At 64.2% G+C, this 22825-nt stretch carries 23 protein-coding genes; 7 read left to right on the forward strand and 16 right to left on the reverse strand.

Annotated elements, in window-relative coordinates; translation table 11 throughout:
- Window positions 1-28 precede the first annotated feature (28 nt).
- Window positions 29-1267, reverse strand: a complete 1239-nt coding sequence (gene mexE, locus E4487_RS18275; RefSeq protein WP_037047482.1) for a multidrug efflux RND transporter periplasmic adaptor subunit MexE — start codon at window positions 1265-1267, stop codon at window positions 29-31.
- 175 nt (window positions 1268-1442) lie between these two features.
- Window positions 1443-2357, reverse strand: a complete 915-nt coding sequence (locus E4487_RS18280; RefSeq protein ID WP_037047481.1) for a LysR substrate-binding domain-containing protein — start codon at window positions 2355-2357, stop codon at window positions 1443-1445.
- 219 nt (window positions 2358-2576) lie between these two features.
- Between E4487_RS18280 and E4487_RS18285 the strand changes: the two genes are divergently transcribed.
- The 3 genes from E4487_RS18285 (at window position 2577) to E4487_RS18295 (ending at window position 5217) form a co-directional block, all read left to right on the forward strand.
- Window positions 2577-3599, forward strand: a complete 1023-nt coding sequence (locus E4487_RS18285; RefSeq protein ID WP_037047479.1) for a zinc-dependent alcohol dehydrogenase family protein — start codon at window positions 2577-2579, stop codon at window positions 3597-3599.
- Window positions 3600-3659: 60 nt separating this feature from the next.
- Window positions 3660-4553 carry a chemotaxis protein CheV gene (locus E4487_RS18290; protein ID WP_175254044.1) on the forward strand — a complete coding sequence of 298 codons (894 nt, stop codon included), beginning with the start codon at window positions 3660-3662 and terminating at the stop codon, window positions 4551-4553.
- Between the two features lie 163 nt (window positions 4554-4716).
- Window positions 4717-5217 (forward strand): hypothetical protein, encoded by a 501-nt coding sequence (locus E4487_RS18295; RefSeq protein ID WP_175254045.1) that lies wholly within the window; start codon window positions 4717-4719, stop codon window positions 5215-5217.
- 6 nt (window positions 5218-5223) lie between these two features.
- Here the strand turns inward: E4487_RS18295 and E4487_RS24585 are convergent, their stop codons facing one another.
- A complete protein-coding gene (locus E4487_RS24585; protein WP_175254046.1) occupies window positions 5224-5457 on the reverse strand; it encodes a DUF2798 domain-containing protein in 234 nt (77 codons plus the stop codon).
- Between the two features lie 278 nt (window positions 5458-5735).
- Window positions 5736-6941: an NAD(P)/FAD-dependent oxidoreductase gene (locus tag E4487_RS18305; protein ID WP_175254047.1), complete on the reverse strand. Its 1206-nt coding sequence runs from the start codon at window positions 6939-6941 to the stop codon at window positions 5736-5738.
- Window positions 6942-7063: 122 nt separating this feature from the next.
- On the opposite strand from E4487_RS18305, the gene E4487_RS18310 reads away from it, so the two are divergent.
- Window positions 7064-8566, forward strand: coding sequence for a PLP-dependent aminotransferase family protein (locus tag E4487_RS18310; protein ID WP_175254048.1), 1503 nt, complete (start codon window positions 7064-7066; stop codon window positions 8564-8566).
- Between the two features lie 34 nt (window positions 8567-8600).
- Here the strand turns inward: E4487_RS18310 and E4487_RS18315 are convergent, their stop codons facing one another.
- From E4487_RS18315 to E4487_RS18340, 6 genes are all read right to left on the reverse strand, one after another.
- Window positions 8601-9854, reverse strand: a complete 1254-nt coding sequence (locus E4487_RS18315; protein ID WP_175254049.1) for an OprD family porin — start codon at window positions 9852-9854, stop codon at window positions 8601-8603.
- Between the two features lie 384 nt (window positions 9855-10238).
- Window positions 10239-10727: a heme-binding protein gene (locus E4487_RS18320; RefSeq protein ID WP_175254050.1), complete on the reverse strand. Its 489-nt coding sequence runs from the start codon at window positions 10725-10727 to the stop codon at window positions 10239-10241.
- A 93-nt stretch (window positions 10728-10820) separates the two neighbouring features.
- Window positions 10821-11447, reverse strand: a complete 627-nt coding sequence (locus E4487_RS18325) for a response regulator transcription factor (protein WP_175254051.1) — start codon at window positions 11445-11447, stop codon at window positions 10821-10823.
- Window positions 11444-12871 carry a sensor histidine kinase gene (locus E4487_RS18330; protein ID WP_175254052.1) on the reverse strand — a complete coding sequence of 476 codons (1428 nt, stop codon included), beginning with the start codon at window positions 12869-12871 and terminating at the stop codon, window positions 11444-11446. Before E4487_RS18330 ends, E4487_RS18325 begins: the two co-directional genes overlap by 4 nt.
- Window positions 12872-13357: 486 nt before the next feature.
- A complete protein-coding gene (locus E4487_RS18335; RefSeq protein ID WP_175254053.1) occupies window positions 13358-13993 on the reverse strand; it encodes a hypothetical protein in 636 nt (211 codons plus the stop codon).
- An 84-nt stretch (window positions 13994-14077) separates the two neighbouring features.
- A complete protein-coding gene (locus tag E4487_RS18340; RefSeq protein ID WP_037056646.1) occupies window positions 14078-14893 on the reverse strand; it encodes an SDR family NAD(P)-dependent oxidoreductase in 816 nt (271 codons plus the stop codon).
- A gap of 144 nt (window positions 14894-15037) precedes the next feature.
- Between E4487_RS18340 and E4487_RS18345 the strand changes: the two genes are divergently transcribed.
- Window positions 15038-16069, forward strand: coding sequence for a Rieske 2Fe-2S domain-containing protein (locus E4487_RS18345; protein WP_134675862.1), 1032 nt, complete (start codon window positions 15038-15040; stop codon window positions 16067-16069).
- Between the two features lie 316 nt (window positions 16070-16385).
- Entirely contained in the window at window positions 16386-16553 is a 168-nt protein-coding gene (locus tag E4487_RS18350; RefSeq protein ID WP_156049331.1) for a hypothetical protein, read from the forward strand.
- A 58-nt stretch (window positions 16554-16611) separates the two neighbouring features.
- Here E4487_RS18350 and galU (E4487_RS18355) read toward each other — a convergent pair whose 3' ends face one another.
- The 4 genes from galU (E4487_RS18355) to gorA form a co-directional block, all read right to left on the reverse strand.
- Complete coding sequence (gene galU, locus E4487_RS18355; RefSeq protein ID WP_175254054.1) at window positions 16612-17484, reverse strand: UTP--glucose-1-phosphate uridylyltransferase GalU; 873 nt, start codon at window positions 17482-17484, stop codon at window positions 16612-16614.
- A gap of 101 nt (window positions 17485-17585) precedes the next feature.
- Entirely contained in the window at window positions 17586-17972 is a 387-nt protein-coding gene (locus tag E4487_RS18360; protein WP_037056652.1) for a VOC family protein, read from the reverse strand.
- A 2-nt stretch (window positions 17973-17974) separates the two neighbouring features.
- Window positions 17975-18598, reverse strand: a complete 624-nt coding sequence (locus E4487_RS18365) for a trimeric intracellular cation channel family protein (protein WP_037056654.1) — start codon at window positions 18596-18598, stop codon at window positions 17975-17977.
- Window positions 18599-18605: 7 nt separating this feature from the next.
- A complete protein-coding gene (gene gorA / locus E4487_RS18370) occupies window positions 18606-19964 on the reverse strand; it encodes a glutathione-disulfide reductase (RefSeq protein WP_175254055.1) in 1359 nt (452 codons plus the stop codon).
- 72 nt (window positions 19965-20036) lie between these two features.
- Here gorA and E4487_RS18375 point away from each other — a divergent pair, with 72 nt between their 5' ends.
- Window positions 20037-20459, forward strand: a complete 423-nt coding sequence (locus E4487_RS18375; protein ID WP_037056658.1) for a VOC family protein — start codon at window positions 20037-20039, stop codon at window positions 20457-20459.
- A 47-nt stretch (window positions 20460-20506) separates the two neighbouring features.
- On the opposite strand, the gene galU (E4487_RS18380) is transcribed toward E4487_RS18375, so the two are convergent.
- A complete protein-coding gene (galU, locus tag E4487_RS18380; RefSeq protein ID WP_037056659.1) occupies window positions 20507-21346 on the reverse strand; it encodes a UTP--glucose-1-phosphate uridylyltransferase GalU in 840 nt (279 codons plus the stop codon).
- Between the two features lie 39 nt (window positions 21347-21385).
- Window positions 21386-22747, reverse strand: coding sequence for a UDP-glucose/GDP-mannose dehydrogenase family protein (locus E4487_RS18385; protein WP_175254056.1), 1362 nt, complete (start codon window positions 22745-22747; stop codon window positions 21386-21388).
- Window positions 22748-22825: the final 78 nt, after the last annotated feature.

Consider the following 22825-nt stretch of genomic DNA (forward strand, 5'->3'; position numbering starts at 1 on the left):
GATCTTTCCTCAAGTCACGCTGGCGTGATCAGCCGCGCGGAGAGTGAGCATCGATTTTTTCGGCGGCGACACGCGGAGCCTGGCTGCCATCGACGGCCTGGCGCATGCGAGCCAGTTGCTCGAGCGTGCCTTCATCGGCCATCGACACCGGCTGCGGGTCGACGGTGGCGCCCGGCATGGCACGTTGCAGGCCGTTGACGACGATCTTCTCACCCTTGCTCAGACCGCTGCGCACGATACGCAGGCCTTCCAGCTTCGGCCCCAGCTCGATGGCGCGATAGGCCACGGCATTGTCGGCGCCCAGCACCAGGACATACTTCTTGCCCAGGTCGGTGCCGACGGCCTCGTCCTTGATCAGCGTCGCGGCATAGGGCTTGCTGCCGACCAGCTTCAGACGCGCATACAGGCCGGGGGTGAAGCGGCCATCCTCGTTGTCGAAGACGGCGCGGCCACGGATGGTGCCGGTGCGCGGGTTGACCTGGTTGTCGAGGAAGTCCAGCTGGCCCAGGTGCGGGTGGTCGGCTTCATCGGACAGGCCGAGGTAGACCGGGCTGGCGCCACGGGCATCGGAACCGGATTCACGAGCCAGCTCCACATACTTGAGGAAGGCGCGCTCGTCCGCATCGAAGTAGGCGTAGACCTTGTCAGTGGACACCACCGAGGTCAGCAGGCTTTCGCCGGCACCGACCAGGTTGCCTTCGGTGATCTCGGCGCGGCTGACGCGACCGTCGATGGGCGAGGTGATGCGGGTGAAACCGAGGTTGAGGCGAGCGTTCTCCAGTTCGGCGGCGATGGCGGCGACCTCGGCCTTGGCTTCGGTCGCGGCGCTGGCACGGGCATCGGCCAGTTCGGCGGAGATGGCGTTGCTCTGGCGCAGGCGCTCGCCACGGCGGGCCTCGCTGGCTGCACGTGCCTGGTTGGCACGCGCCTGTTGCAGCTGGGCCTCGAGGCGTTTGACTTCGGCCTGGAATGGGCGCGGGTCGATCTGGAACAACAGATCGCCTTTCTTCACCAGCGAACCTTCGTCGAAGGCCACGCGATCGATGTAGCCCGAAACGCGCGGGCGAATCTCGACCGACTGCGGTGCCTCCAGGCGACCGGTGAACTCATCCCACTCGTTGATCGGTTGTTCGATGACTTCGGCGACGCTGACCTTGGGGGCCGGCATCTGCGCCTGAGTCTGAGGCGCCTGATCGCAGCCGCTCAGGGCGATGACGCTGGCGAGCGCCAGGGGGAATATCCAGATGTTCTTGTGATGCTGTTCCATAGATGACTCCGCCAGTCGGATTTGTGGATGGGCGGAGTCTGCGGCGAGTCAGAGGGGGCTACGAATCGAACACCATGAAGTTGAATATCATCAGGAATGATGAAAGACAGAGTTATATCAATTTGGAACCATGGCAGTGCGCGAAAGTTCCTGCCGGCACCTGCATGGTGCGTTTTCAGAGGCTGTCGGGGTCACCGCAGAACATCTGGATGCGCGAACGCAGCCAGCGTTCTGCCGGGTCGTTGTCCTGCGCGCCGCGCCAGGCCATGTGCAGCTCGAATGTCTGCGCCGGCAGCGGCAGGTCCTCGGCGCGCAGGCCACCGGCTGCGGTCAGGGCCGCGGCGGTGTAGTCCGGCACGCTGGCGACGATATCGGTTTCCGCCAGCAGGGTGGCCAGGCCGTTGAACTGCGGCACGGCCAGTACCACGTGGCGTTCGCGCCCGACCTTGGCCAGCTCGTCATCGATGAAGCCGGTGAGGTCTCCAGCGAAGGACACCAGGGCATGCGGGCGCGCGCAGTAGTCATCGAGGCTCAGCGCGCCGGGCACGGTGTCTGCACGCAACAGCTTGGCCTTGCTGCGCCGCAGGACCTTGCGCTTGGCGTTGGCCGGCAACTCCTCGGTGTAGGCCACGCCCACGGAGATCTCCCCGGAGGCCAGCAGCCCCGGCATCATCAGGTAGTTGGTACGGCGAATCACCAGCACCACGCCTGGTGCCTCGGCGCGCAGGCGGCGGAGCAGGGCAGGCAGCAGGGCGAACTCGACGTCATCGGAGAGGCCGATGCGAAACACCGCCTTGCTGGTCGCCGGATCGAAGTCGGCAGCGCGGCTGACCGCCGTGGAGATGGAGTCCAGCGCGGGCGAGAGCAGGGCGAAGATTTCCTGTGCCCGTGGCGTCGGCTCCATGCTGCGCCCGGTGCGCACGAACAGCGGGTCATCGAACAGCGTGCGCAAGCGTGCCAGCGCTGCGCTGATGGCTGGCTGGCCGAGAAACAGCTTCTCAGCAGCCCGGGTCACACTGCGTTCGTGCATCAGCGTCTCGAAGACGATCAGCAGGTTCAGATCGAGGCGACGCAGGTCGTTGCGGTTCATCCAGGTACCATCCGAGGGGACACGGGCCTTGTCAGCACCGCGTTGCAAATGAGAGCCTTGCCGGCACAAATAGTACGGGCAGTGCGCAGCGGATTGAAAGTCGCTGAATCACTGACAGGCATGAAGACTATCGATAGAGTCTGATAGTGTCGCCGTCGCACAGCGGATAGAGTCCACAATCATTGAAGTGTTAATCCGCGATCAAGCTCGAGGTAAGCGATGTCCCGCATGATCCGTTTTCATAAGTTCGGCGATGCCGATGTGCTCCAGTACGAAGAGGTTCCGACGCCTGTGCCCGGCCCTGGTGAGGTGCTGGTGCGCGTTCAGGCGGTCGGCCTGGGCTGGAAAGACGTATTGTGGCGTCAGAACCTGGCGGCCGAGCAGGCCAAGCTTCCGGCAGGCACCGGCTTCGAACTGGCCGGCACCATCGCCGCCCTGGGCGAAGGCGTCAGCGATTTCGAGATCGGCACCGCCGTCGCCGGCTTCCCGGCCAGCACGCCGAACCGCTATCCGACCTGGGGCGATCTGGTGCTGATGCCCAGCCATGCCCTGACCCGCTATCCCGAGGTGCTCAGTCCGCTGGAAGCCAGCGTGCACTACACCAGCCTGCTGTTCGGCTACCTGGCGCTGGTCGACCTGGCGCACCTGAAACCGGGGCAGCATGTGCTGATCACCGAGGCCAGCCACTGCATGGCGCCGCAGACCGTGCAGTTGGCCAAGGCGCTGGGGGCGAAGGTGATCGTTTCCACCAGTTCGGCGGATGATCGCGAGTTCCTGCGTGGTCTCGGTGCCGACAAGGTGATCGCGACCGAGGAGCAGGACCTGGTGCTCGAAGTCGAACGCTACACCGAGGGCAAGGGCGTCGAGGTGATTCTCGACCAGTGCGCCGGGCCGCAGATGAAGCTGCTGGGTGACATCGCCGCGCCGCGTGGCAAGTTGATCCTGTACGGCATCAACGGCGGCAACGATACCGCGTTCCCGGCCTGCGCCGCCTTCAAGAAGCACCTGCAGTTCTTCCGTCACTGCGTGCTGGACTTCACCGGCTGCCCGGAGCTGGGCATCGAGCCCAACAACGAGGCGGTGCAGCGCGCGCTCACCCACATCAACCAGATGACGGCCGACCGCCTGCTGACGCCGGTGATCGACAAGGTGTTCGACTTCGAGGACTTCGTCGAGGCGCATCGCTACATGGAAACCTGCCCCAACCGCGGGCGAGTCGCCTTGAAACTGGCTGCGGATTAAAGTCCGCAGCCAGCTGGTCGCTATACCCGGTAGGCCTACCGTTCGTTCAAGGATCGTTTCATGAGTCTCATCACCGGCGACGCGCTGTCTCTGCTGTTGTTTCGTTTGCATAGCGGCCGACTGCTGGGAATCAACCTGCTCAAGGTCAACGAGATCATTCCCTGTCCGCCGCTGACCAAACTGCCCAACCGTGGACCGAACGTGCGCGGCATCGCCACGTTGCGTGGCTCCGCGCTGACGGTCATCGACCTGTCGCGTGCCACGGGCGAGGCCGGGGCCGCCGACGAGGACGACGGCTGTCTGATCGTCACCGAGCTGAGCCGCTCGCGCCAGGGGCTGCACGTGAAGAGCGTCGAGCGCATCGTGCAGTGCTCCACGCGCGACGTGCGCCCGCCACCCGCAGGCTCAGGCAACCGGGCCTTCATCACCGGGGTGACCCAGATCGACGGCGCCATCGTGCAGATTCTCGATATCGAGAAGGTGTTGCACGACATCACGCCTGCCCTGGAAGAGGCGCCGGTCGGGCAATTGCTCGATGGCCAGGACGGACAGATCCTGCAGGGACGACGGGTGCTGCTGGTCGACGATTCGCAGGTCGCGCTGCAGCAGACGCTCAACGTCCTGCGCCAGCTGGGCCTGGACTGCACGGCGGTACGCAGTGCCCAGGCGGCGCTGCAGCAACTGCATGAATTTCGCCAGGCGGGCATGCCCTTCGAGCTACTGGTGTCCGACATCGAGATGCCCGAGATGGACGGCTACAGCCTGGTGAGGGAAATCCGCCGCAGCGTCGACATCGCCGATACCTACGTGTTGCTGCACACCTCACTGGACAGCACCATGAATACCGAAAAGGCCCGCTCGGTCGGTGCCAACGCGATGCTGACCAAGTTCTCCTCGGTCGACCTCACCCGGGCACTGCTGGACGCCTTCCGGCAGATCAGCGACTCGCACTGACTCTCGCCGCCACCTTGCCGCCCAGCGGCAAGGTCTTGCCTCCCATTGCCGCCGTTGAAAACGAACAAGCCCTGTGTTTTCAGAGGCTTACGTCACTCTTTCATGTTGGCACGCGCCTTGATTCCAAGCCCCTGGCAACTGCAACTCAGTCAAGGAGCGAGGCATGAGTATCATTGGAGGCGTAGGCAACTACAGCGGCGTGTCGCTGACCGGTTTCCGCGGCAAGCAGAACGAGCAGCAGGATGAACAAGCGCTCGTTACACGCGAGGTCGGGAAAACCGTGCGCACGGCGAATGCCGAGTCGGAGCGCGAATTCCAGGCCAGACAAGCCACGGAAGAGGGGTTTGCCCGCCTGCGGGTAGCCCTGCAGAACAGCGCCGATGAGCAGACCGAAACCAGCGTCGGCTCGGGACAGGTGGAGAAGAAGGAGGAAGACGACGGCAAGGCCGCGCTCGAGGCGTTCAAGGCCTACATGGCGATGACGCCGGCGGAAAAGATGCGCGACCGCATACTCAAGGAAATGGGCCTGACCGAGGAAGATATCGAGTCCATGCCGCCTGAACAGCAGAAGGCAGTGGAGGAGACGATTGCCCAGCGCATGCAGGAACGCGCCGAGATGCAGGCCGCCTCGGACGAGGATAGCCACTCGTACGGGCTGGTCTGAGGGCAGTCAGTCCTCGCGCTGGACGATGAGATCGGTCAGTCGCCGGACATAGGGTGCAGCCAGCAGTACCACCGGGATCATGCTCAGCCAGGTCAGTAACCAGGTCGTGCTCCAGCTGAGCATGAACGGCCCCAGTGCCATCCCCCTGGGGTTGGCGATCAACGCCGCGATGGCGCTGGTGATGGCGGATTGCAGCAGTCCGAATACCTGCGGCCGGTACTGGCGATTGATGCGTGGCACGCGAACTCTCCTGCAGTCAAAGACCCGCGACAAGGCACTTCGACCCGGATTCGCCAGAGGGTGGCGGCGTGGCAGGGCCTTGCCCGTATGACCAGGCGACTGTCGCCAGGGGCTGCAATCAGGTCTGGCCTCGAGCATATACCGCTTGGGGGGGTGTGATGTCAGTGGTTGCGCTGTCGAGCGGCACGCTTCGCTGTGGCCGTGCGCAACTCGCAACGGCGCAGCCCCGGACGCACAGGGCGTCCGGGGCGTCCGGGGCGTCCGGGGCTGGCAGCGGGTCAGGCAACGACGGGGATCAGCGGGTCGGCCGCCGCCAGCGCGACGTCGCGCTTGGCCTCCGGCGGGTAGATCCACTTGGTGTTGATCTCGGTCTTGATGGCCTTGCCTTCCTGGCCGGTCAGCAGCACCTTGCGCTCCCAGCCTTCGGTGAAGACCGCGCCCCAGGCGCCGAGATCGAGGCAGGTCACGTACTTGGGCTGACTGTAGGGGATCGCTTCGACACCCAGCAGATCGGCCGCCGCGTTGTTCCCCGAAGAGCGCCCCAGGGCGATGGCGTGCTGGCAGGTCATCAGCGCATGATTGCCCAGCTCATCCACGGCGGCATAGGCCGTATCGCCGGTGGCATAGATGCTTTCCTGGCCCAGTACCTTCAGGTTGCGGTCGACATGCAGGCGTCCGAAGGCGTCGCGCTCACCATCGATCTGCTGGGTCAGCGGCGAGGCTTTCACCCCCACGGTCCAGACCACGGTGCTGGCCTCGATGCGCTCGCCATCGTCGAGTTGCACGCCCTGTTCGTCGACCATCGATACCGGGCTGCCGAGCTTCCAGGTGACCCCCAGCGTATCGCTGGCTTCGGCGATCACCGAGGCGATCTGCTCGCCCATCGCGCTCCCCACCTGCTTGCCCATGTCGACGACGATCACCCGCACATCCGCCTCGTCGCCGAGGATGGCGCGCAAGCGCGCCGGCATTTCTGTTGCCGTTTCGATGCCGGTGAAACCGCCTCCGACCACCACCACGGTGTTTCGCGCCTGGCTGGCCGGCTTGTCACGCAGGCTCTGCAGATGAGCCTCGAGCTTTTGCGCCGATTCGAAGCTGTCGACATCGAAGGCGAAACGGTCGATACCGGCCAGAGGAGGGCGGGCGACCTGGCTGCCCGAGGCCAGGATCAGCCGGTCATAGCTCAGTTCGGCCTGGGCGCCGCCCGTTTCACGGTAGATGACGCGCTTGCCGGTGGCATCGATGCGCGTCGCACAGCCTTCCACGAAATTCACCCCGACTGCATCGAACAGCGGGCCGAGCGGGGCAACGGTGGTAGTCAGGTCGGTTTCGTAGAAGCGCGGGCGCACGCGGAGTTCGGCTTGCGGGGCGAGGAGGGTGACGCTCACATCCAGACGCTGCTGCTGGTCCAGCAGGCGAATGGCGCTCAGCGCGCTCCACATGCCGGCAAAACCGGCGCCGATGATCAGGATTCGTTGTTTCATGTCGTTGTTCCCGTAGCGAAGAAGAAAGGTGCTGGCTGACTACGGGATGAATTGTGCGGTTGCATTGGATCAGTGTATTGATCCAATCTTTGCAAGAGTTACTGATCCACTTCGGAGTGCACATGGCTGCCGACAAAACACCGCCAGAGGTGGTCTTTCTGCCGCTGGGAACGCCGGAAGAGGGTGTCAGCCTGCAGAGCTGGCTGTATGAGTCGCTGCGCGCTGCGATTCTCCTCGGGCGTCTTCCCGCAGGCAGCAAGCTGCCCAGCACGCGCGCCATGGCCGAGTACTACAAGCTGGCTCGTGGCACGGTGCAGGCGGCCTATCAGCAGCTGCTTTCCGAGGGCTACCTGCAGGCTCGAACCGGTAGCGGGACACGCGTCAGCGAGGTATTGCCGGACCCGACGCTGAACGCGGGATACGTCCGGCGCAAGGTGGTGGCCGAGGTGAAGGAAAGCCGCAGCGCCCCCGACACGCCCTGGTTGAATCGCCTGGCGGAGATCGATCCGATCTTCTCCCGACGCACGCTGCCCAGTGGGCTACGTCCTTTCTTCCCTCATCGCGGCGACATCAAGGCCTTTCCCATCGACCTGTGGCGCAAACTGCATACCCAGCAGTTGCGCAGCTCGCGCCTGTCCATGCTGCTGGACTCCGATCCGGCGGGCTTGCCCGCGCTGCGCGAGGCGGTCGCTGGCTACCTGGCCATTGCCCGTGGGGTGCAGGTGTCAGCGTCGCGCATTCTCCTGCTCAGCACCGTGCAGCAAGGGCTGGACCTGTGCCTGCGGCTGCTGGCGCCGGGCGAATCGCAGGTGTGGATGGAGGACCCGGGATACCCGGGCGCACGCCAGCTGATGGAGGTATCCGGTGTGAGGCGTGTGGACGTGCCGGTGGATCAGGCCGGCCTCAGGGTCGACGAAGGCGTGCGCCTGGCGCGTGATGCGCGGCTGGCGTACGTCACGCCATCGCGTCAGGCGCCTCTGGGTGGCGAGCTGTCGCCCGCGCGGCGTCTGGCCCTGCTGCAATGGGCTCAGGAGCAGGGCAGTCATATCTTCGAGGATGACTATGACAGCGAGTACCGCTTCATCGCCAAACCCATCCCGGCACTGCGCTCCATGCCGGGCGCCGAGCACTCGGTGATCATGGCCGGCACGTTCAGCAAGCTGCTGTTTCCTGCGATCCGCCTCGCCTACCTGGTGCTGCCCGAGCATTTGGTCGAACCGTTCACCCGCGCTTCGGCGCTGTTGTCGCGGCATGCCAACGGCCTGGCGCAGGCGGTGCTGGCCGATTTCATTCACGAAGGGCATTTCGACCGCCATGTGCGGCGCATGCGCAAGATCTACGCTTCCCGGGCTGATGCCTTTGCCGAAGCCGCGCACAGGCATTGGCGCGGATTGATCGATGTGCCGGAGATTCGCGCGGGGATGGACATCGCCTGCCGCTTGCACGTCGAGGATGAACAACTGGCGTTCGAGCGTTTGCAGGAGGCCGGCATCGGCTCGATACCGCTGTCGCGCTACTGGGTCGCCAATACGCAGGCACCCGGCCTGATGATGGGGTTCGCCGCCTACGACGAAGCGGCGATCGAGGATTCGGCCAAGGCTCTCGTACAGGCCTTGCGGGCATGAAGGGCTGCCCCGACCAGGGTCGGGGCAGGGGACATCACAGGATGCTCAGCGGGTACTCGACGAACGCACGAATCTCGTTGAGGTCCGGACCGACATCGGTGCTCGAACGATAGATCGAGTTGCGCAGGCGCAGGTGCAGATCCTTGGCCGCACCACTCTGGACGGTGTAGCTGACCTGGTTGAAGATCTCGCGCTCGGTACCCTCGTTGTCGTTACCGGTGTCGATGTTGTCGCCACGGACGTAGGCGAACTTGTAGCGCAGGCCCGGCACGCCGTACTCGGCGAAGTCCAGCTCGTAACTGGCCTGCCAGGAGCGCTCGTCCTTCAGGTTGAAGTCCGAGTAGTAGGAGTTGGCCAGGTAGATGCTGCTGCCGCCATCACCGTAGTCGTAGGCGAAGCCGGCGTCGCCGCTGTTGCGCTGATGCGCGAGGATGAACGCGTGGGCGCCGACGCTGTACTTGGCGGCCAGGCTCCAGATGGTGTTGCGGTCGCCTTCGCCGTCGCCACCAAAGTCCAGCGCGGCGCTGGAGCCGGTGTCGTACTTGGTGCGGTAGATGTTGAAGTCGAAGTTCAGCGCCTGATCGGCCGCCAGTGCCAGGTTGTAATTGACGTTGGCGTAGTAGCGCTTGTACATGTCCTCGAGGTCGGCGTGGTAGACCGCCAGGCTCAGGTCATCGCTGACGGCGTAGCTGCCGCCGAGCACATCGATGCTCTTCAGGCGGTTGGGGTCGCGCGCCGAGTCGCCCATCGGGCTGTCAGCGGTAAAGCGCCCGGCATTCAGCTCCAGGCCTTCGATCTCGTTGCTGGTCACCAGCGTACCGGTGAAGGATTGCGGCAGCAGGCGGCTGTCGTCATGCGCCAGAACGGGCAGGGAAGGGAACTGGTTGCCGTACTTGATCACGGTGTTGGAGACGCGCAGCTTCACTGCACCGCCGGCCTGGGAAAGCTCATCGACCGGACGACCGTCGCCGTCGGTGTCGAAGAAGGCGCGGTAGTTGCGTCCACGACCGCTGTCGAGCTTGATGCCCAGCAGGCCGAAGGCGTCGACGCCGAAGCCGACCGTGCCCTGGGTGAAGCCGGACTCGAAGGTGGTGATGAAACCCTGGCCCCAGGTCTTGGCATCGTTGGTGCGGTCTTTGTAGTCGCGGTTGAAATAGGCGTTGCGCAGCAACAGATTGAGGCTGGCATCCTCGACGAAACCGTTGGCTTCCGACTGGCTGCTGGCGTGCGCCAACTGGCCACCAAGCGCGAGGCTGCAGGCCAGCGCGAGACCGTGTTTTCTGTACATGAGTGCTCCCGGTGTTTGTGTGCTGTTCTAAACGTGCCTCACATCGAGGTAAGGCCCGGCCCAGAGGGCGCGCTTAGAGTTATCACCATGCTGCCGGCGGCACTATTTGAGCTGATTGATGATCACTATCGATGACTTCGATGGGGTGTTTGCGGACGCACCCGGTAGGCTTCGTCCCGATGAAGATTCCTGGGCAGCGACAGTTGACTCCGTGACAAGGTCGTTGCTCTGGCTCCACTTCATCTCCTTTGGTTAAGACGACTTGTGACCGCCTGGGTCTTCCAGTGCGGTCTTTTTTTGTCCGGGAGACAGGAACCAGGCCACCGCCAGCTTCAGCAACCGGCGGTAGCCAAGGCCGCGAATGACTACTCGCGTTACGGTCGCTTAGCGAAACAACGCGGCATTCACTGCCAGAACCTCATCGGCGCACTGTGCATCCAGGTGGCCACCCGGAGCACCTGCGACACCGATGGCGCCGATGACGGTGTCGCCGGCCTTGACCGGAACCCCACCACCCAGCAACAGGAAACCCGGAATATCGGTGAGGTTGGCTGCGCCGGGGTTCTTCTGCGCGTTCTCCATGATTGCCAGCGTAGGGGCCTTGGCCGACGCCGAGGTGAAGGCCTTGGCCCTGCTGGCCTCGATCGTGTGCGGGCCGGCGTTGTCCGCGCGGGCAAAGGCCTTCAGCAGGCCGGCACGATCCACCACCGAAGCGCTGACGTTGTAGCCTTTGGCGGAGCAGGCCGCGACGGTCGCACTGGCGAGCTTCTGTGCGTCGGCCGTCGACAGATTGCCTTCATCGAGAACCGCGCCGTTGGCGACGTTGACGAGGGCGAACGAGCAGAGCAGGGCAGCTAGGGATGAACGAGTCATGGGACTTTCCTTTCAGTCAGATCAGGAGTCGCCAGTCTGGTCGCATGCCCCTCGCCGCGGTATTCGCCCGACTACTCGTCGTTCTCCGTAGCACTACGGAGATGGTTCATCCAGCAGGCTGGCGTACTGGCGGATCAGCTGTGCCAGCGAGTCGGCTTCGAGCTTGTCGAAGACGTTGGCCCGGTAGGTTTCCACGGTTCGCGGCGAGAGCTCCAGCTCCCGCGCGATCTCCTTGTTGCTCATGCCTGTGACGATGCGCACCAGCACGTCATGCTCGCGCCCGGACAAGCGCGCCAGGCGCTCGCTGGCCGCCAGGGTGACGGCCTGACGCTCCCGGCTGGCGATATGCAGACGTACAGCGGCTTGCACCGCATCCAGGAACACGTCGTCATCCACGGGCTTCTGCAGGAACTCCATGGCGCCGCCCTTGAAGGCACGGCGACACAGATCGACGTTGCCATGCCCGGTCAGCATCACCACCGGCAGATCGGAGCATTCGGCGAGCCGTTCCAGTAGCTCCAGCCCACCCATGCCCGGCATGCGAATGTCCAGCACGACGCAGCCGATCGACTGCGCCGACAGCGTGGCGAGAAATGCCTGCGGATCGCCATGGCTCTCGCTGCGCAAGCCGACGCTGCGCAGCAGCAGGGCCAGGCCATCACGCACGGCGTTATCATCGTCGACCAGGTAAACCAGCGGGGAGTGGGAGAGGGCGCTCATGCATCGGCTCCGGCAAGCGGCAGGCGCAGGGTGAAGCAGGCGCCGCCCGCGTCCAGGTTACGCGCGCTGAGCTGGCCGTCCATGGCGCCGGCCAGCGTTTCGCACAGTGTCAGGCCCAGCCCCATGCCGTGCAGGCGTGACGTATAGAACGGCTCGAACAGGCGTGGTAGCGCTTCGTCTGCGATGCCCGGACCATCGTCGCTGACATTGAACACATACGCATCGTCCTCGACGCCGCCACTGACCTGGATGTTGCGGGTGCCGCGCATGTCAGCTGCGTTCTGCACCAGGTTGTGCACTATCTGCTCGAGCGCGACCCGATCGCCCAGCGGGCATTCGCCCGGGCTGGCATTGGACCAGCTCAGGCGAATGCCCTGGCGGGCCAGCTCCTCGGCGCGTAGAAACAGTAGCGAGGCCATCAGCTGCTCGGCATCCACCGCTGCACGAGTCGACGGCGAGCTGGACTGCACCAGATCGCGCAATCGGCTGATGATGTCCGCCGCACGGCGTGCCTGGGCAGCGCTGGCAAGCAGCGCCTGGCGCACGGCAGGGCGCTCGTCCTCGTCGTCGAGCAGGCGCTCGGCTGCACGCACCTGGGCGAGAATCGCCGTCAGTGGCTGGTTCAGCTCATGGGCGATGCCTGCGGCCATTTCACCCAGCGAGCCCAGACGGGCCATCTGCGCCAGGCGGGCTTGCTCCTGCTGTCGCCGAGCCTCGGCGCGCGTGCGCTGCCAGGCCGTGCCGGCAGCGGCCAGCAGAGCGCTGGCGAACGCCCATGTCAGCCATGCCGGCCAGGGCCAGTCAGCTGGCGTCAGGGTCCGCCAGCTGCGCAAGGCAAAGGGCTGGCTGACGGCTCCCAGCGGTTTGCGCAGGTCGAACGTCCAGCCCACGGAAAGGTCCTTGGGCTGACGGGCCAGCAGCGTGAGCGGTCCGTTGCCCAGATCCAGGGTCAACACGCCCAGTGATGGCGGGAATTCATCGGCGGAGAGCAATTGTCGTGCATCCAGCAACAGGCTCCAGCCTGACGGCGCGACCAGCCAGTAGCGCGACTGCTCCTGAGGCAAGGTGACAGGCCGCTGCAGTTGGCGCGCTCGTTCGAGCATCATCGCCAGGTCAGCAGGCGCTGCCTGAGTTGCCATCCAGGTGCCGTTGCGAAACAGCCCGAGACCCTGCAGCTGCGGCATGCTTGGTTGCAGACTGGGCAACAGGCGTTCGGGCGCAGGCGGATTCGCCAACGCCGCCAGCGTTGCCAGGACGGCCTCATGCTGCACGGTCTTCTGACTGAGCATGCGCTGGGCGATGCTGGTGTCCTGGAAGAAGCGTTCGTAGTTGGCAACGCCGTCCTGCCAGCCAATCCAGGCTGCACCGGGGCAGAACAGGATCAGCCAGAGCACGGGAACGCTGAATCTGGACGATGATTTCATGGACCTCATCATGCCTGTCGCATTGGCCGTCCACCATCCGTAGTGCTGCGGAGGTTTCAGGCCGGTAGCGGTATCTGTTTTCATGTGTTGGTTGCATGCGTACGCAGAGCGTTTTGTCTACGCCCCTGAGTGGCTTCGTCCCAACCAATACTTCGCATAATGTATATTATGTTAAATTACGTGTATCGATGACCACTTCCCGGCTTGCCACGTCGTCCAGCTGGAAAACTCCAACCAGCCTAATCGTTGCTCGTCGACGCCCAACCGTCTTCCAAATCTATCCGAGTCTTTCGGCGCTGCTTTGCACCGGATGGATAAGCGCATGGACAGTCGACGCTACAGACCAACTCGCCTCGATACGTCACGACTCAAAACTTTCGCCAGCTGAGACTGCACTCGTCATTGCACCGACGAGGACGCGCATACCCGACCCGACATGCAGATCAATCTGCGCGCCCAGAGCGCTGGCCATGCTGTGCTCGAAGGTCACTTGAGAACGCCGAGCAGCTTCCATAGGCGCCGGGACTCGGCATCGGCGCTGATCAACTCATCCAGTAGCTCACCGAGCGGCTGGTTGCCCCACTCCACTGCCCTGCGGATGACATAAGGCACCGGGCTGTGCGGTTCGGTCTTGGCCAGATAATCGGCAATCTGTGCCAGTTGCCGATAGGCCTGCTCACGACTGCTGGGTACACCCGCGACAGGCGGCGCTGGGACAGTCGGTTCGGTAGTCGGCTCGTCCATGGCGGCATCGCTCTCAGGATTGGATGAAGGAGACTCGGCTGGCGGGATGAATTCCTCGAGCTGAGCACGTAGCTCGATCAATGTATGGCGTAATGAACCGAAGCTGGGCGCCAACTCGGCCAGCCATTCATCGCTCCAGTGATCCAGACGCTCAAGGGCGGCAAGAGCGGCTTGCAGTTCGGCGTCAACGGTTTGGAAGTCCGTCGCCGGGGTTTGCCTGAGCTTTTCCTGCAGCTTGCGATACTCCAGCCGGGCAGCTTCGGCGGCGATCTTGTCCTGCTTGCTGTCGCTCATCTGCACCTGGCGCTGCTGTAGTTGCAGCCAGTCGTGCAGGGTGACGCCGACATCCAGGCCAAAGAGCGCAACCTGGGTCTGCACGGTGTCGCTGTACTGAAGTCGGGTTGCGGCAAGCTGCTGAACTGGGCAAGGACGGCAGCGATCTGACTGTCGAGAGGCATGGCCCTACTCCTGTGCCAACTGCAAGACCGGGTTGGTCTCGTCGAGCATGCTTTGCAGGCGTCGCTGCAGGGCTGGCTTGAAGAACTTGTGCGGGAAAATCCAGAAGCGCTGCTCGTCGATGGCAGCGAATACCTGTTGCGCCAGTTCCAGGGGGCTCATGCCTTCGCGGATACGGCTGCCCAGCAGCGTGTCGAGTTGTGCATCCGCATCACCGATACGGCTGTTGGATTCCATGATCGAACTGGCTACCGGCCCCGGGCAGAGCACCGAGACGACGATCGGCGCATCGAGCATGGCCAGCTCGTAATGCAGGGTCTCGGAGATCGCGACCACCGCCTGCTTGGTGACGTTGTAAGGCCCCAGCAGCGGGCTGTTGATCAGGCCCGCCAGGGACGCGGTATTGATCACATGGGCCGGGCGCTTCTGCTGCAGCAGCAGCGGCATGAAACTGCGAATGCCGTTGAGCACACCATTCAGATTGATGTCGAGCATGCGCTGCCACTTGGCCGCATCGACCTCCCAGCACAGCCCGGTCTGCATGATCCCGGCATTGTTGAACAGCAGGTCGACGCCGCCGAAGCGCTGTACGGCGAGATCGCGCAGCGTCTCCAGATGCTGCGGCTGGCTGACGTCTGTCAGTTGCCAGGCAACTTCAGCCCCGCGCTCACTCAGCATCTCGGCTACGGTGGCCAGACAGGCCGCATCTATATCGCCCAGGACCAGCCTCAGGCCTCGGCTGGCTGCGTATTCGGCCAGCCCGCGGCCGATGCCGCTGGCAGCCCCGGTGATGACGGCTACGCGAGCGTCAGTGTCGCTCATCTGGACCTCCACTCCTCGTTCTCGTGGTGTCAGTAGAGCCGGGGCAACGACCGCAGGCATCGTCCATTCAGACGATGCCTGGCGCAATTCAGGCCGCAGAATCCAGGGCGCAACCTACCCATGCGCGCCAACGGAGAACACAAGATGCCCGCACTGCACCGAATCGAAGTGAAACAGCTCCCCGAGCGTTACGCCCGTGGCTGGCACTGCCTGGGCCTGGCCAACGACTACCGCGACGGTCGGGCGCATCGTATCGATGCCTTTGGTACCCGCCTGGTCGCATTCCAGGGCGAGGACGGCCAGCTGCATATTCTCGACGGGTATTGCCCGCACATGGGGGCGGATCTCAGCGAAGGTTGCGTCGAGGGTAACTCGCTACGTTGCCCCTTCCACGAATGGCGCTGGGGCGCCGATGGCGTGTGCGACGACATCCCGTACGCCAAGCGCATCCCACCACGGGCCAGGATCAAGGCCTGGCCCGTTCTGGAGCAGAATCACCTGCTGTTCGTCTGGCACGACCCGGAGGGCAATCCACCACGTGCCGAGCAAGCCATCCCACGTATCGATGCCTGCTACGACGAAGCCTGGGCCAGCTGGGCCATCGCCGAAATGACCATCGCGACCAATTGCCGCGAGCTGGTGGACAACGTGGCAGACATGGCGCACTTCGGCAGCGTGCATGGCGCGCCACTGCACTACTTCAGCAACACCTTCGAGGGGCATGTCGCCGAGCAGAGCATGCGCGGCACCAGCGCGCGCCTGTCCGGCGATGCCGAGCTGGTCACGGTGGCCACCTACTATGGCCCTGCCTACCAGATCACTGACATGACCGGTTCGATGGCCGGGCAGGCCATCCATTCGATCCTGCTCAACTGCCATGTGCCGATAAACCAGCACAGTTTCACCCTGCGCTACGGTGTGCTGGTGAAGAAAATCCCCGGCCTCAGCGAGGAGCAGAACCGCGCCATGGCCATGGCCTACGTCGAGCAGGCGCGCGCCGCCTTCTACGAAGATGTGGCGATCTGGCAGAGCAAGACCCGAGTCGACAATCCGCTGCTGTGTGACGGCGACGGCCCGGTCTACCAGCTACGCAAGTGGTACGAGCAGTTCTATGTCGATGCCGCCGAAGTCCCGCGCGAGAACGCCGAACGCCATGAATATGTGGTGAAAGGCTGAAGACGGCGCCCGTTGGCGCGGTGGATTGCTCGAGGAAGCTCCGACTGCTCGGCTGCACGTGACGGCCAGGGTCTCGCCAACTCCCCCCGGCGGGATCTTCTGGCCCCTCCCTCTCCTCGTACTCGAACAGCAACCTTGTTCCGCGCCGCACCGCTGCATTCGCGCGCTGCAAGCGGCAAGTGCCTGCGCGCACAGGCACGGAGACGATCTAGTTCACTCGGACGAGGACGCTCTTTCCGAGGCGCCCTAAGGTGAAGGCACAACAACAACCGCGCTGGCCTGCCCCGCAGGTGAAGCGCCCAGCCTGAGGTGCGCCATGAAGACCTCCACCTGCTGCACGCTGCTCGCCGTTACCGTGATTGTCGGCCTGGCCGGCACATTGATCATGTCGCGTCCCCAGCCCCAGATGACCCTGCTCGTCTGTCCTGCGCCCCAGGGCGGATGCTACCTGCCACCGCCGAGTATCGGGCGCCTGATCCCATGAGCGGCAGCGCGTCGAGCAGCACGACGCGCTTTCGCCCGATGGAGACGCAACCGCTCGCTCAGGCCGATACCGCCTTCAGGCGTGCGTTCGCCGCACTCACCGGGTGCGTCCTGTGGCGGTTCTCGAAACAGAAATTGGTCGCCTGCACGTAGCCCTCGGCCGAACCGCAGTCGAAACGCTGGCCCTTGAACTTGTATGCCAGCACGCAGCCTTGTTGCGCCTGCTTCATCAAGGCGTCGGTGATCTGGATCTCGCCGCTCTTGCCGGGCTCGGTCTGCTCGATCAGCGAGAAGATGTCCGGCGTCAGGATGTAACGGCCAATAATCGCCAGGTTCGACGGCGCGTCTTCCGGCCGAGGCTTCTCCACCATGCGCTCGATGCGGAAGATATCGTCACGCAGCGCCTCGCCGGCGATCACACCGTAGCGCGACACCTCCTCCATCGGTACTTCCTGGATGGCCACGATCGAGCATCGGAACTGTTCGTAGAGCTTGACCATCTGGCTCAGTACGCCGTCGCCTTCCAGGTTCAGGCACAGGTCGTCGGCCAGGACCACGGCGAACGCTTCGTCACCGATCAGCGGACGGCCAGTGAGGATGGCATGCCCCAGGCCTTTCATCTCCACCTGGCGGGTGTAGGAAAAGGTGCATTCATCGATCAGCTGGCGAACACCGCTCAAGGACTTCTCCTTGCCGGTGTTGGAGATTTCGTGTTCCAGCTCGTAGCTGATGTCGAAGTGATCTTCCAGCGCGCGCTTGCCACGCCCCGTGACGATGGCGATTTCCGACAGGCCGGCCTCGAGCGCTTCTTCGACGCCGTACTGGATCAGCGGCGTGTCGACCACCGGCAGCATTTCCTTGGGCATCGACTTGGTCGCGGGAAGAAAGCGTGTGCCGTAGCCGGCCGCGGGAAAGAGACATTTCTTGATCATGGATTCCATACCAAATTCAGAGACTGGGTACAGAACCTGACCAGCCTGGCGGCCGATCGGTTCAAGAAATTTCATCCGCGCCTGCGAAGCAGGCGTCGGTTTCAGCCGTTGTCGGGATAACGACTGACTTCGATCAGGTTGCTGTCCGGATCGCGGAAATACACCGACTCGATAGGCCCGACGGCGCCCGTGCGCGCAACGGGGCCCTCCTCCACGGACACCCCCTGCCCGGCCAGGTGTTCCAGCACCTGCGCCATCGACCACTGGGTGATCAGGCAAAGGTCGATGGCACCCGGCGTCGGCCTGGCCGCCTTGGGCTCGAACTCGCGCCCTGCCTGGTGCAGGTTGAATTTCTGCCGGCCGAAGACCAGTGCGCTGCGCCCGGCGCCGAAACGCTCGTGGCGCATGCCCAGAACGCGCTCGTAGAAGTCGACGGTGACGTCGATATCCGCCACCGTCAGTACCAGGTGATCCAGTCGTTCGATCATGCTCAATGCCTGTCCAGTAGATGAAAACGCGGCAACCCGAGGTGCCAGTGAATTGCAGCCAGACGCGAGGCCAGCACGACCAGCATCGCTGCAGCCGTGTCCACCCAGTGCGGCGTACCCAGCATGCGCAGGGCGATGAAGGTCAGCGCGCCGGCGATGCAGGCGGTCGCGTAGATTTCCTTCTGGAAAATCAGCGGAATCTCGTTGCACAGAACGTCGCGAATGACGCCTCCGACCACCCCGGTCATCACGCCCATGATCACCGCCGTGCTGATTGGCGTACCGTGCTGCAACGCCAGCTCGGTACCGTACACAGTGAACACGGCGAGGCCGAAGGCGTCGGCGATCAGCAGGCCCTTCTCGTGAATCGGTCGCGTCATGCGTACCCAGGCGACCGTGCCCAGGGCCGCCAGCGATGCCACCAGGATGTAGGTGTCGTCACGAATCCAGCTGACCGGATGGTTGTCCAGGATCAGGTCACGCAAGGTGCCACCGCCCAGCGCGGTGACGATGGCCATCACCAGCACGCCGAACAGGTCCATGGACTTGCGCCCGGCCATCAGCGCGCCGGTGATGGCGAATACCGCTACGCCGAACAGGTCGGCGATGTAGAAAAGTCGCTCCATGCTGCGCTCAGCGGCTGACCGGCGTGCGCAGGGTGACGAACTCCTCGGCCGAACTCGGGTGCACCCCGATGGTCTCGTCGAAGATCTGCTTGGTCGCACCGGCCTTCAGCGCGATGGCCAGGCCCTGGACGATCTCGCCCGCCTCCGGGCCGACCATGTGGCAGCCGAGCACGCGATCGCTGTCGGCGTCGACCACCAGTTTCATCAGGGTGCGCTCCGGGTTGTCGGTCAGGGTCAGCTTCATCGGCCGGAAACGGCTCTCGAAGATCTTCACCTTGTACCCGTCCTCGATGGCCTGTTCCTCGCTGAGCCCGACGGTGCCGATATTCGGCAGGCTGAACACGGCGGTCGGAATCATGCGGTAGTCCAGCGGGCGGTATTCCTCGGGCTTGAACAGGCGACGGGCCACCGCCATGCCCTCGGCCAGCGCCACGGGGGTCAGCTGGACGCGACCGATGACGTCGCCCAGGGCGAGGATCGAGGGCGTGGATGTCTGGAACTGCTCGTCCACGGCGATGTAGCCGCGCTCGTCCAGCTTCACCTCGACATTCTCCAGGCCGAGGTTGTCCAGCATCGGCCGGCGGCCGGTGGCGTAGAACACACAATCGGTGTCCAGCACGCGACCATCCTTGAGCGTCGCCGCCAGGCTGCCATCGGCCTTGCATTCGATGCTGGCGATATCGGCGTTGAACTGCAGGTCCAGCCCCTTCTTGCTCAGCTCCTCTTTCAGGTGCTCACGCACTGCACCGTCGAAGCCGCGCAGGAACAGGTCGCCGCGATACAGCAACGTAGCCTGCGCGCCGAGGCCGTGGAAGATGGAGGCGAACTCGACCGCGATATAACCACCGCCCACCACCAGCACACGCTTGGGCAGCGTTTTCAGGAAGAAGGCTTCGTTGGAGCTGATGGCGTGCTCGCGGCCGGGAATGTCCGGAATCTTCGGCCAGCCACCGGTGGCGATGAGAATGCGCTCGGCACTGTGGCGCTCGCCGTCGACTTCGACGGTGTGGGCGTCGACGATGCGCGCATGACCCTCGAACAGGCTGACCCCGCTGTTGACCAGCAGGTTGCGGTAGATCCCGTTGAGGCGCTCGATCTCGCGGTTCTTGTTGGCGATCAGCGTTGCCCAGTCGAAGTTCGCGGCTCCCAGCGACCAGCCGAAGCCCTCGGCCTGCTCGAAGTCCTCGGCGAAGTGCGCGCCGAAGACCAGCAACTTCTTCGGCACGCAGCCGACGTTCACGCAGGTGCCGCCCAGGTAGCGGCTTTCGGCAACGGCCACGCGTGCGCCGAAGCCAGCGGCGAAACGTGCCGCACGCACACCGCCGGACCCGGCACCGATAACGAAGAGATCGAAGTCGTAACTCATTGCGGCCTCCTTGAACAGGTCGCCAGCATACCCGAAAGCCAGCGGCTAAGCTGAGTCCAGGAGGTGTACGCCATGCGCCCTGCCCTGACCCACATCGCCCTCCATGTACCGGACCTGGACGCCTGCATCGATTTCTATCGCCGCTACTGCGGCATGCAGGTGATCCACCAGCGTCCGGGCAAGGGCACGCGCATCGTCTGGATGGCCGAACCCGGCAAGGAACACCAGTTCATCTTCGTCATCATGCCCGGTGGCCAGGACAGGCATCTGGCCGCGGATGACTACAGCCACTTCGGTTTCGCGCTGGAAAGCCGCGCCGACGTCGAGCGCATTGCCGCCATGGCCGCCGCCGACGGCTGCCTGATCTGGCCGCCGCGCGACGAGCCCTACCCGGTCGGCTTCTACTGCGGCCTGCGCGATCCCGCAGGCAACTACGTGGAGTTCAGCTACGGCCAGCCTCTGGGGCCGGGTTCGGAGCAGATGCCGATCCCCTGAAAGCAAGACGCCACCCGAAGGTGGCGTCGTGTCGATCAGCCTGCGTATCAGAACGCCTTGCCGGTCTTGTACAGATTCTCGAAGCAGAAGTTGGTCGCCTCGATGTAGCCTTCGGCGCTACCGCAGTCGAAACGCTGGCCCTTGAACTTGTAGGCCATCACGCAGCCCTGCTGGGCCTGGCGCATCAGTGCATCGGTGATCTGGATTTCACCGCCCTTGCCAGGCGGGGTGCTGCGAATCAGGTCGAAGATATCCGGCGTGAGGATGTAGCGGCCGATGATCGCCAGGTTCGACGGCGCGTCTTCCGGCTTGGGCTTCTCCACCATGTTGCTGACGCGGTAGATGTCGTCACGGATCATCTCACCGTCGATCACACCGTACTTGTAGGTTTCGTCACGCGGGACTTCCTGGATCGCGACGATGGAGCAGCGGAACTGGTTGTACAGCTTGACCATCTGCGCCAGCACGCTGTCGCCTTCCAGGTTCAGGCACAGGTCGTCGGCCAGGACCACGGCGAACGGCTCGTCGCCGATCAGCGGCTGGCCGCACAGAATGGCGTGCCCCAGGCCTTTCATCTCGACCTGGCGGGTGTAGGAAAAGCTGCACTCGTCGATCAGGCGGCGAATGCCGACCAGGTATTTTTCCTTGTCGGTGCCCTTGATCTGGTGCTCGAGTTCATAGCTGACGTCGAAATGGTCTTCCAGAGCGCGCTTGCCGCGACCGGTAACGATGGAGATCTGGCTGAGGCCAGCCTCGAGTGCCTCTTCGACCCCATACTGAATCAGTGGCTTGTTCACCACCGGTAACATTTCTTTCGGCATGGCCTTGGTGGCGGGCAGAAAGCGGGTACCGTAACCGGCAGCGGGGAACAGGCATTTCTTGATCATGGGACTCCCTGATGGAGGATGAATGGCGCGCCCAGTCTATCAAGCCGCGCTGGCCTTACAACTGCCGACTGCTGGCCGACCGATGCCGCGGTACAAAAATCCCTGCTCGGCCAGCTGAGCCGCGTCGTAGATGTTGCGCCCATCGAACAGCACCGGCATGCGCATCGCCCCGCGTATGCGTGGAAAGTCCGGCTGACGGAACTGCTTCCACTCGGTCACCAGCACCAGCGCGTCGGCCCCCTGGGTCGCCGCATAGGGCGAATCGCTCAGCTGCAACTGCCCCGATTCGACCGCTGCGGTGTAGCGCGCAGCCACGCCGGCAGTGGCTACCGGGTCGCAGGCCTGGACCCGCGCACCCGCCGTGAGCAACGCCTCCAGCAGTACCAGGCTCGGCGCTTCGCGCAGGTCGTCGGTGCCAGGCTTGAACGCCAGGCCCCAGAGCGCGATGACCCGCCCCTGGAAATGACCGTTGAAGTGCTCGCGCAAGGCCTGGAACAGCAGGGTCTTCTGCAGCGCGTTGCGCGCTTCGACCGCGCGCAGGATGCCCGGCTCGATGCCTTCATGCTCGGCGGTGCGGATCAGCGCCTTAACGTCCTTGGGGAAGCACGAGCCGCCGTAACCGCAGCCGGCGTAGATGAAGTGGGTGCCGATGCGCCGGTCGCTGCCGATACCACGACGGACCTCCTCGACGTCCACGCCCAGGCGCGCACAGATGCCGGCCATCTCGTTGATGAAGGAGATCTTGGTGGCGAGAAAGGCATTGGCCGCGTACTTGCTGAACTCGGCGGCACGCACGCCCATGCAGAGCAGGCGGTCGTGGTTGCGCAGGAACGGCGCGTACAGCCGGCGCAACAGCTCGCGGCCACGCTCGTCGTCACAGCCCACGATGACCCGGTCCGGGCGCATGAAGTCCTCGACGGCAGAGCCCTCCTTGAGGAACTCGGGATTGCTCGCCACCACCACACGCGCGTGCAGCCCACGCCGCACCAGCCCCGCGTTGACACGCTGCTCCACCCGGCCAGCGGTGCCGACCGGCACGGTGGACTTGTCCACGACCAGGCAGTTGTGATCGAGCTGTTCCCCCAGTTCGTCGGCAACCGCCAGCACATGCGTCAGGTCCGCCGAGCCATCCTCGCCGCTTGGCGTGCCCACGGCGATGAACACCACCTCGGCGCGCCGGATGCCGGCGCGCAGCTGGGAGGTGAAGCTGAGCTGGCCGCTGGCGAGCTGCGCCTTGAGCATCGCCTCAAGCCCCGGTTCGTAGATCGGTACCTCACCGCGGGAGAGCATCGCGACCCGCTGCGGATCACGCTCGACGCAGATCACCCGGTTGCCCATCTCGGCAAAGCAGGTTGCCGTCACCAAGCCCACGTAGCCTGCTCCAATCACGCCTATCTGCATCGCAGCATCCTCCAGAGGTTTGCTGCGATTGCAACCAATCGCGGTGGCAGCGATGTGACGGAGCGGAGAAGGAAAGAT

It is taken from the genome of Pseudomonas sp. BMW13, assembly GCF_013357275.1.
GTDB classification, from domain to species: Bacteria; Pseudomonadota; Gammaproteobacteria; order Pseudomonadales; family Pseudomonadaceae; genus Aquipseudomonas; species Aquipseudomonas khazarica.

Bases quoted from the DNA above. Each gene is read 5' to 3' on its own strand.
- mexE (WP_037047482.1), bottom strand. From the start codon at position 1,267: ATGGAACAGCATCACAAGAACATCTGGATATTCCCCCTGGCGCTCGCC.
- E4487_RS18280 (WP_037047481.1), bottom strand. From the start codon at position 2,357: ATGAACCGCAACGACCTGCGTCGCCTCGATCTGAACCTGCTGATCGTC.
- E4487_RS18285 (WP_037047479.1), top strand. From the start codon at position 2,577: ATGTCCCGCATGATCCGTTTTCATAAGTTCGGCGATGCCGATGTGCTC.
- E4487_RS18290 (WP_175254044.1), top strand. From the start codon at position 3,660: ATGAGTCTCATCACCGGCGACGCGCTGTCTCTGCTGTTGTTTCGTTTG.
- E4487_RS18295 (WP_175254045.1), top strand. From the start codon at position 4,717: ATGAGTATCATTGGAGGCGTAGGCAACTACAGCGGCGTGTCGCTGACC.
- E4487_RS18305 (WP_175254047.1), bottom strand. From the start codon at position 6,941: ATGAAACAACGAATCCTGATCATCGGCGCCGGTTTTGCCGGCATGTGG.
- E4487_RS18310 (WP_175254048.1), top strand. From the start codon at position 7,064: ATGGCTGCCGACAAAACACCGCCAGAGGTGGTCTTTCTGCCGCTGGGA.
- E4487_RS18315 (WP_175254049.1), bottom strand. From the start codon at position 9,854: ATGTACAGAAAACACGGTCTCGCGCTGGCCTGCAGCCTCGCGCTTGGT.
- E4487_RS18320 (WP_175254050.1), bottom strand. From the start codon at position 10,727: ATGACTCGTTCATCCCTAGCTGCCCTGCTCTGCTCGTTCGCCCTCGTC.
- E4487_RS18325 (WP_175254051.1), bottom strand. From the start codon at position 11,447: ATGAGCGCCCTCTCCCACTCCCCGCTGGTTTACCTGGTCGACGATGAT.
- E4487_RS18330 (WP_175254052.1), bottom strand. From the start codon at position 12,871: ATGAAATCATCGTCCAGATTCAGCGTTCCCGTGCTCTGGCTGATCCTG.
- E4487_RS18340 (WP_037056646.1), bottom strand. From the start codon at position 14,893: ATGAGCGACACTGACGCTCGCGTAGCCGTCATCACCGGGGCTGCCAGC.
- E4487_RS18345 (WP_134675862.1), top strand. From the start codon at position 15,038: ATGCCCGCACTGCACCGAATCGAAGTGAAACAGCTCCCCGAGCGTTAC.
- E4487_RS18350 (WP_156049331.1), top strand. From the start codon at position 16,386: ATGAAGACCTCCACCTGCTGCACGCTGCTCGCCGTTACCGTGATTGTC.
- galU (WP_175254054.1), bottom strand. From the start codon at position 17,484: ATGATCAAGAAATGTCTCTTTCCCGCGGCCGGCTACGGCACACGCTTT.
- E4487_RS18360 (WP_037056652.1), bottom strand. From the start codon at position 17,972: ATGATCGAACGACTGGATCACCTGGTACTGACGGTGGCGGATATCGAC.
- E4487_RS18365 (WP_037056654.1), bottom strand. From the start codon at position 18,598: ATGGAGCGACTTTTCTACATCGCCGACCTGTTCGGCGTAGCGGTATTC.
- gorA (WP_175254055.1), bottom strand. From the start codon at position 19,964: ATGAGTTACGACTTCGATCTCTTCGTTATCGGTGCCGGGTCCGGCGGT.
- E4487_RS18375 (WP_037056658.1), top strand. From the start codon at position 20,037: ATGCGCCCTGCCCTGACCCACATCGCCCTCCATGTACCGGACCTGGAC.
- galU (WP_037056659.1), bottom strand. From the start codon at position 21,346: ATGATCAAGAAATGCCTGTTCCCCGCTGCCGGTTACGGTACCCGCTTT.
- E4487_RS18385 (WP_175254056.1), bottom strand. From the start codon at position 22,747: ATGCAGATAGGCGTGATTGGAGCAGGCTACGTGGGCTTGGTGACGGCA.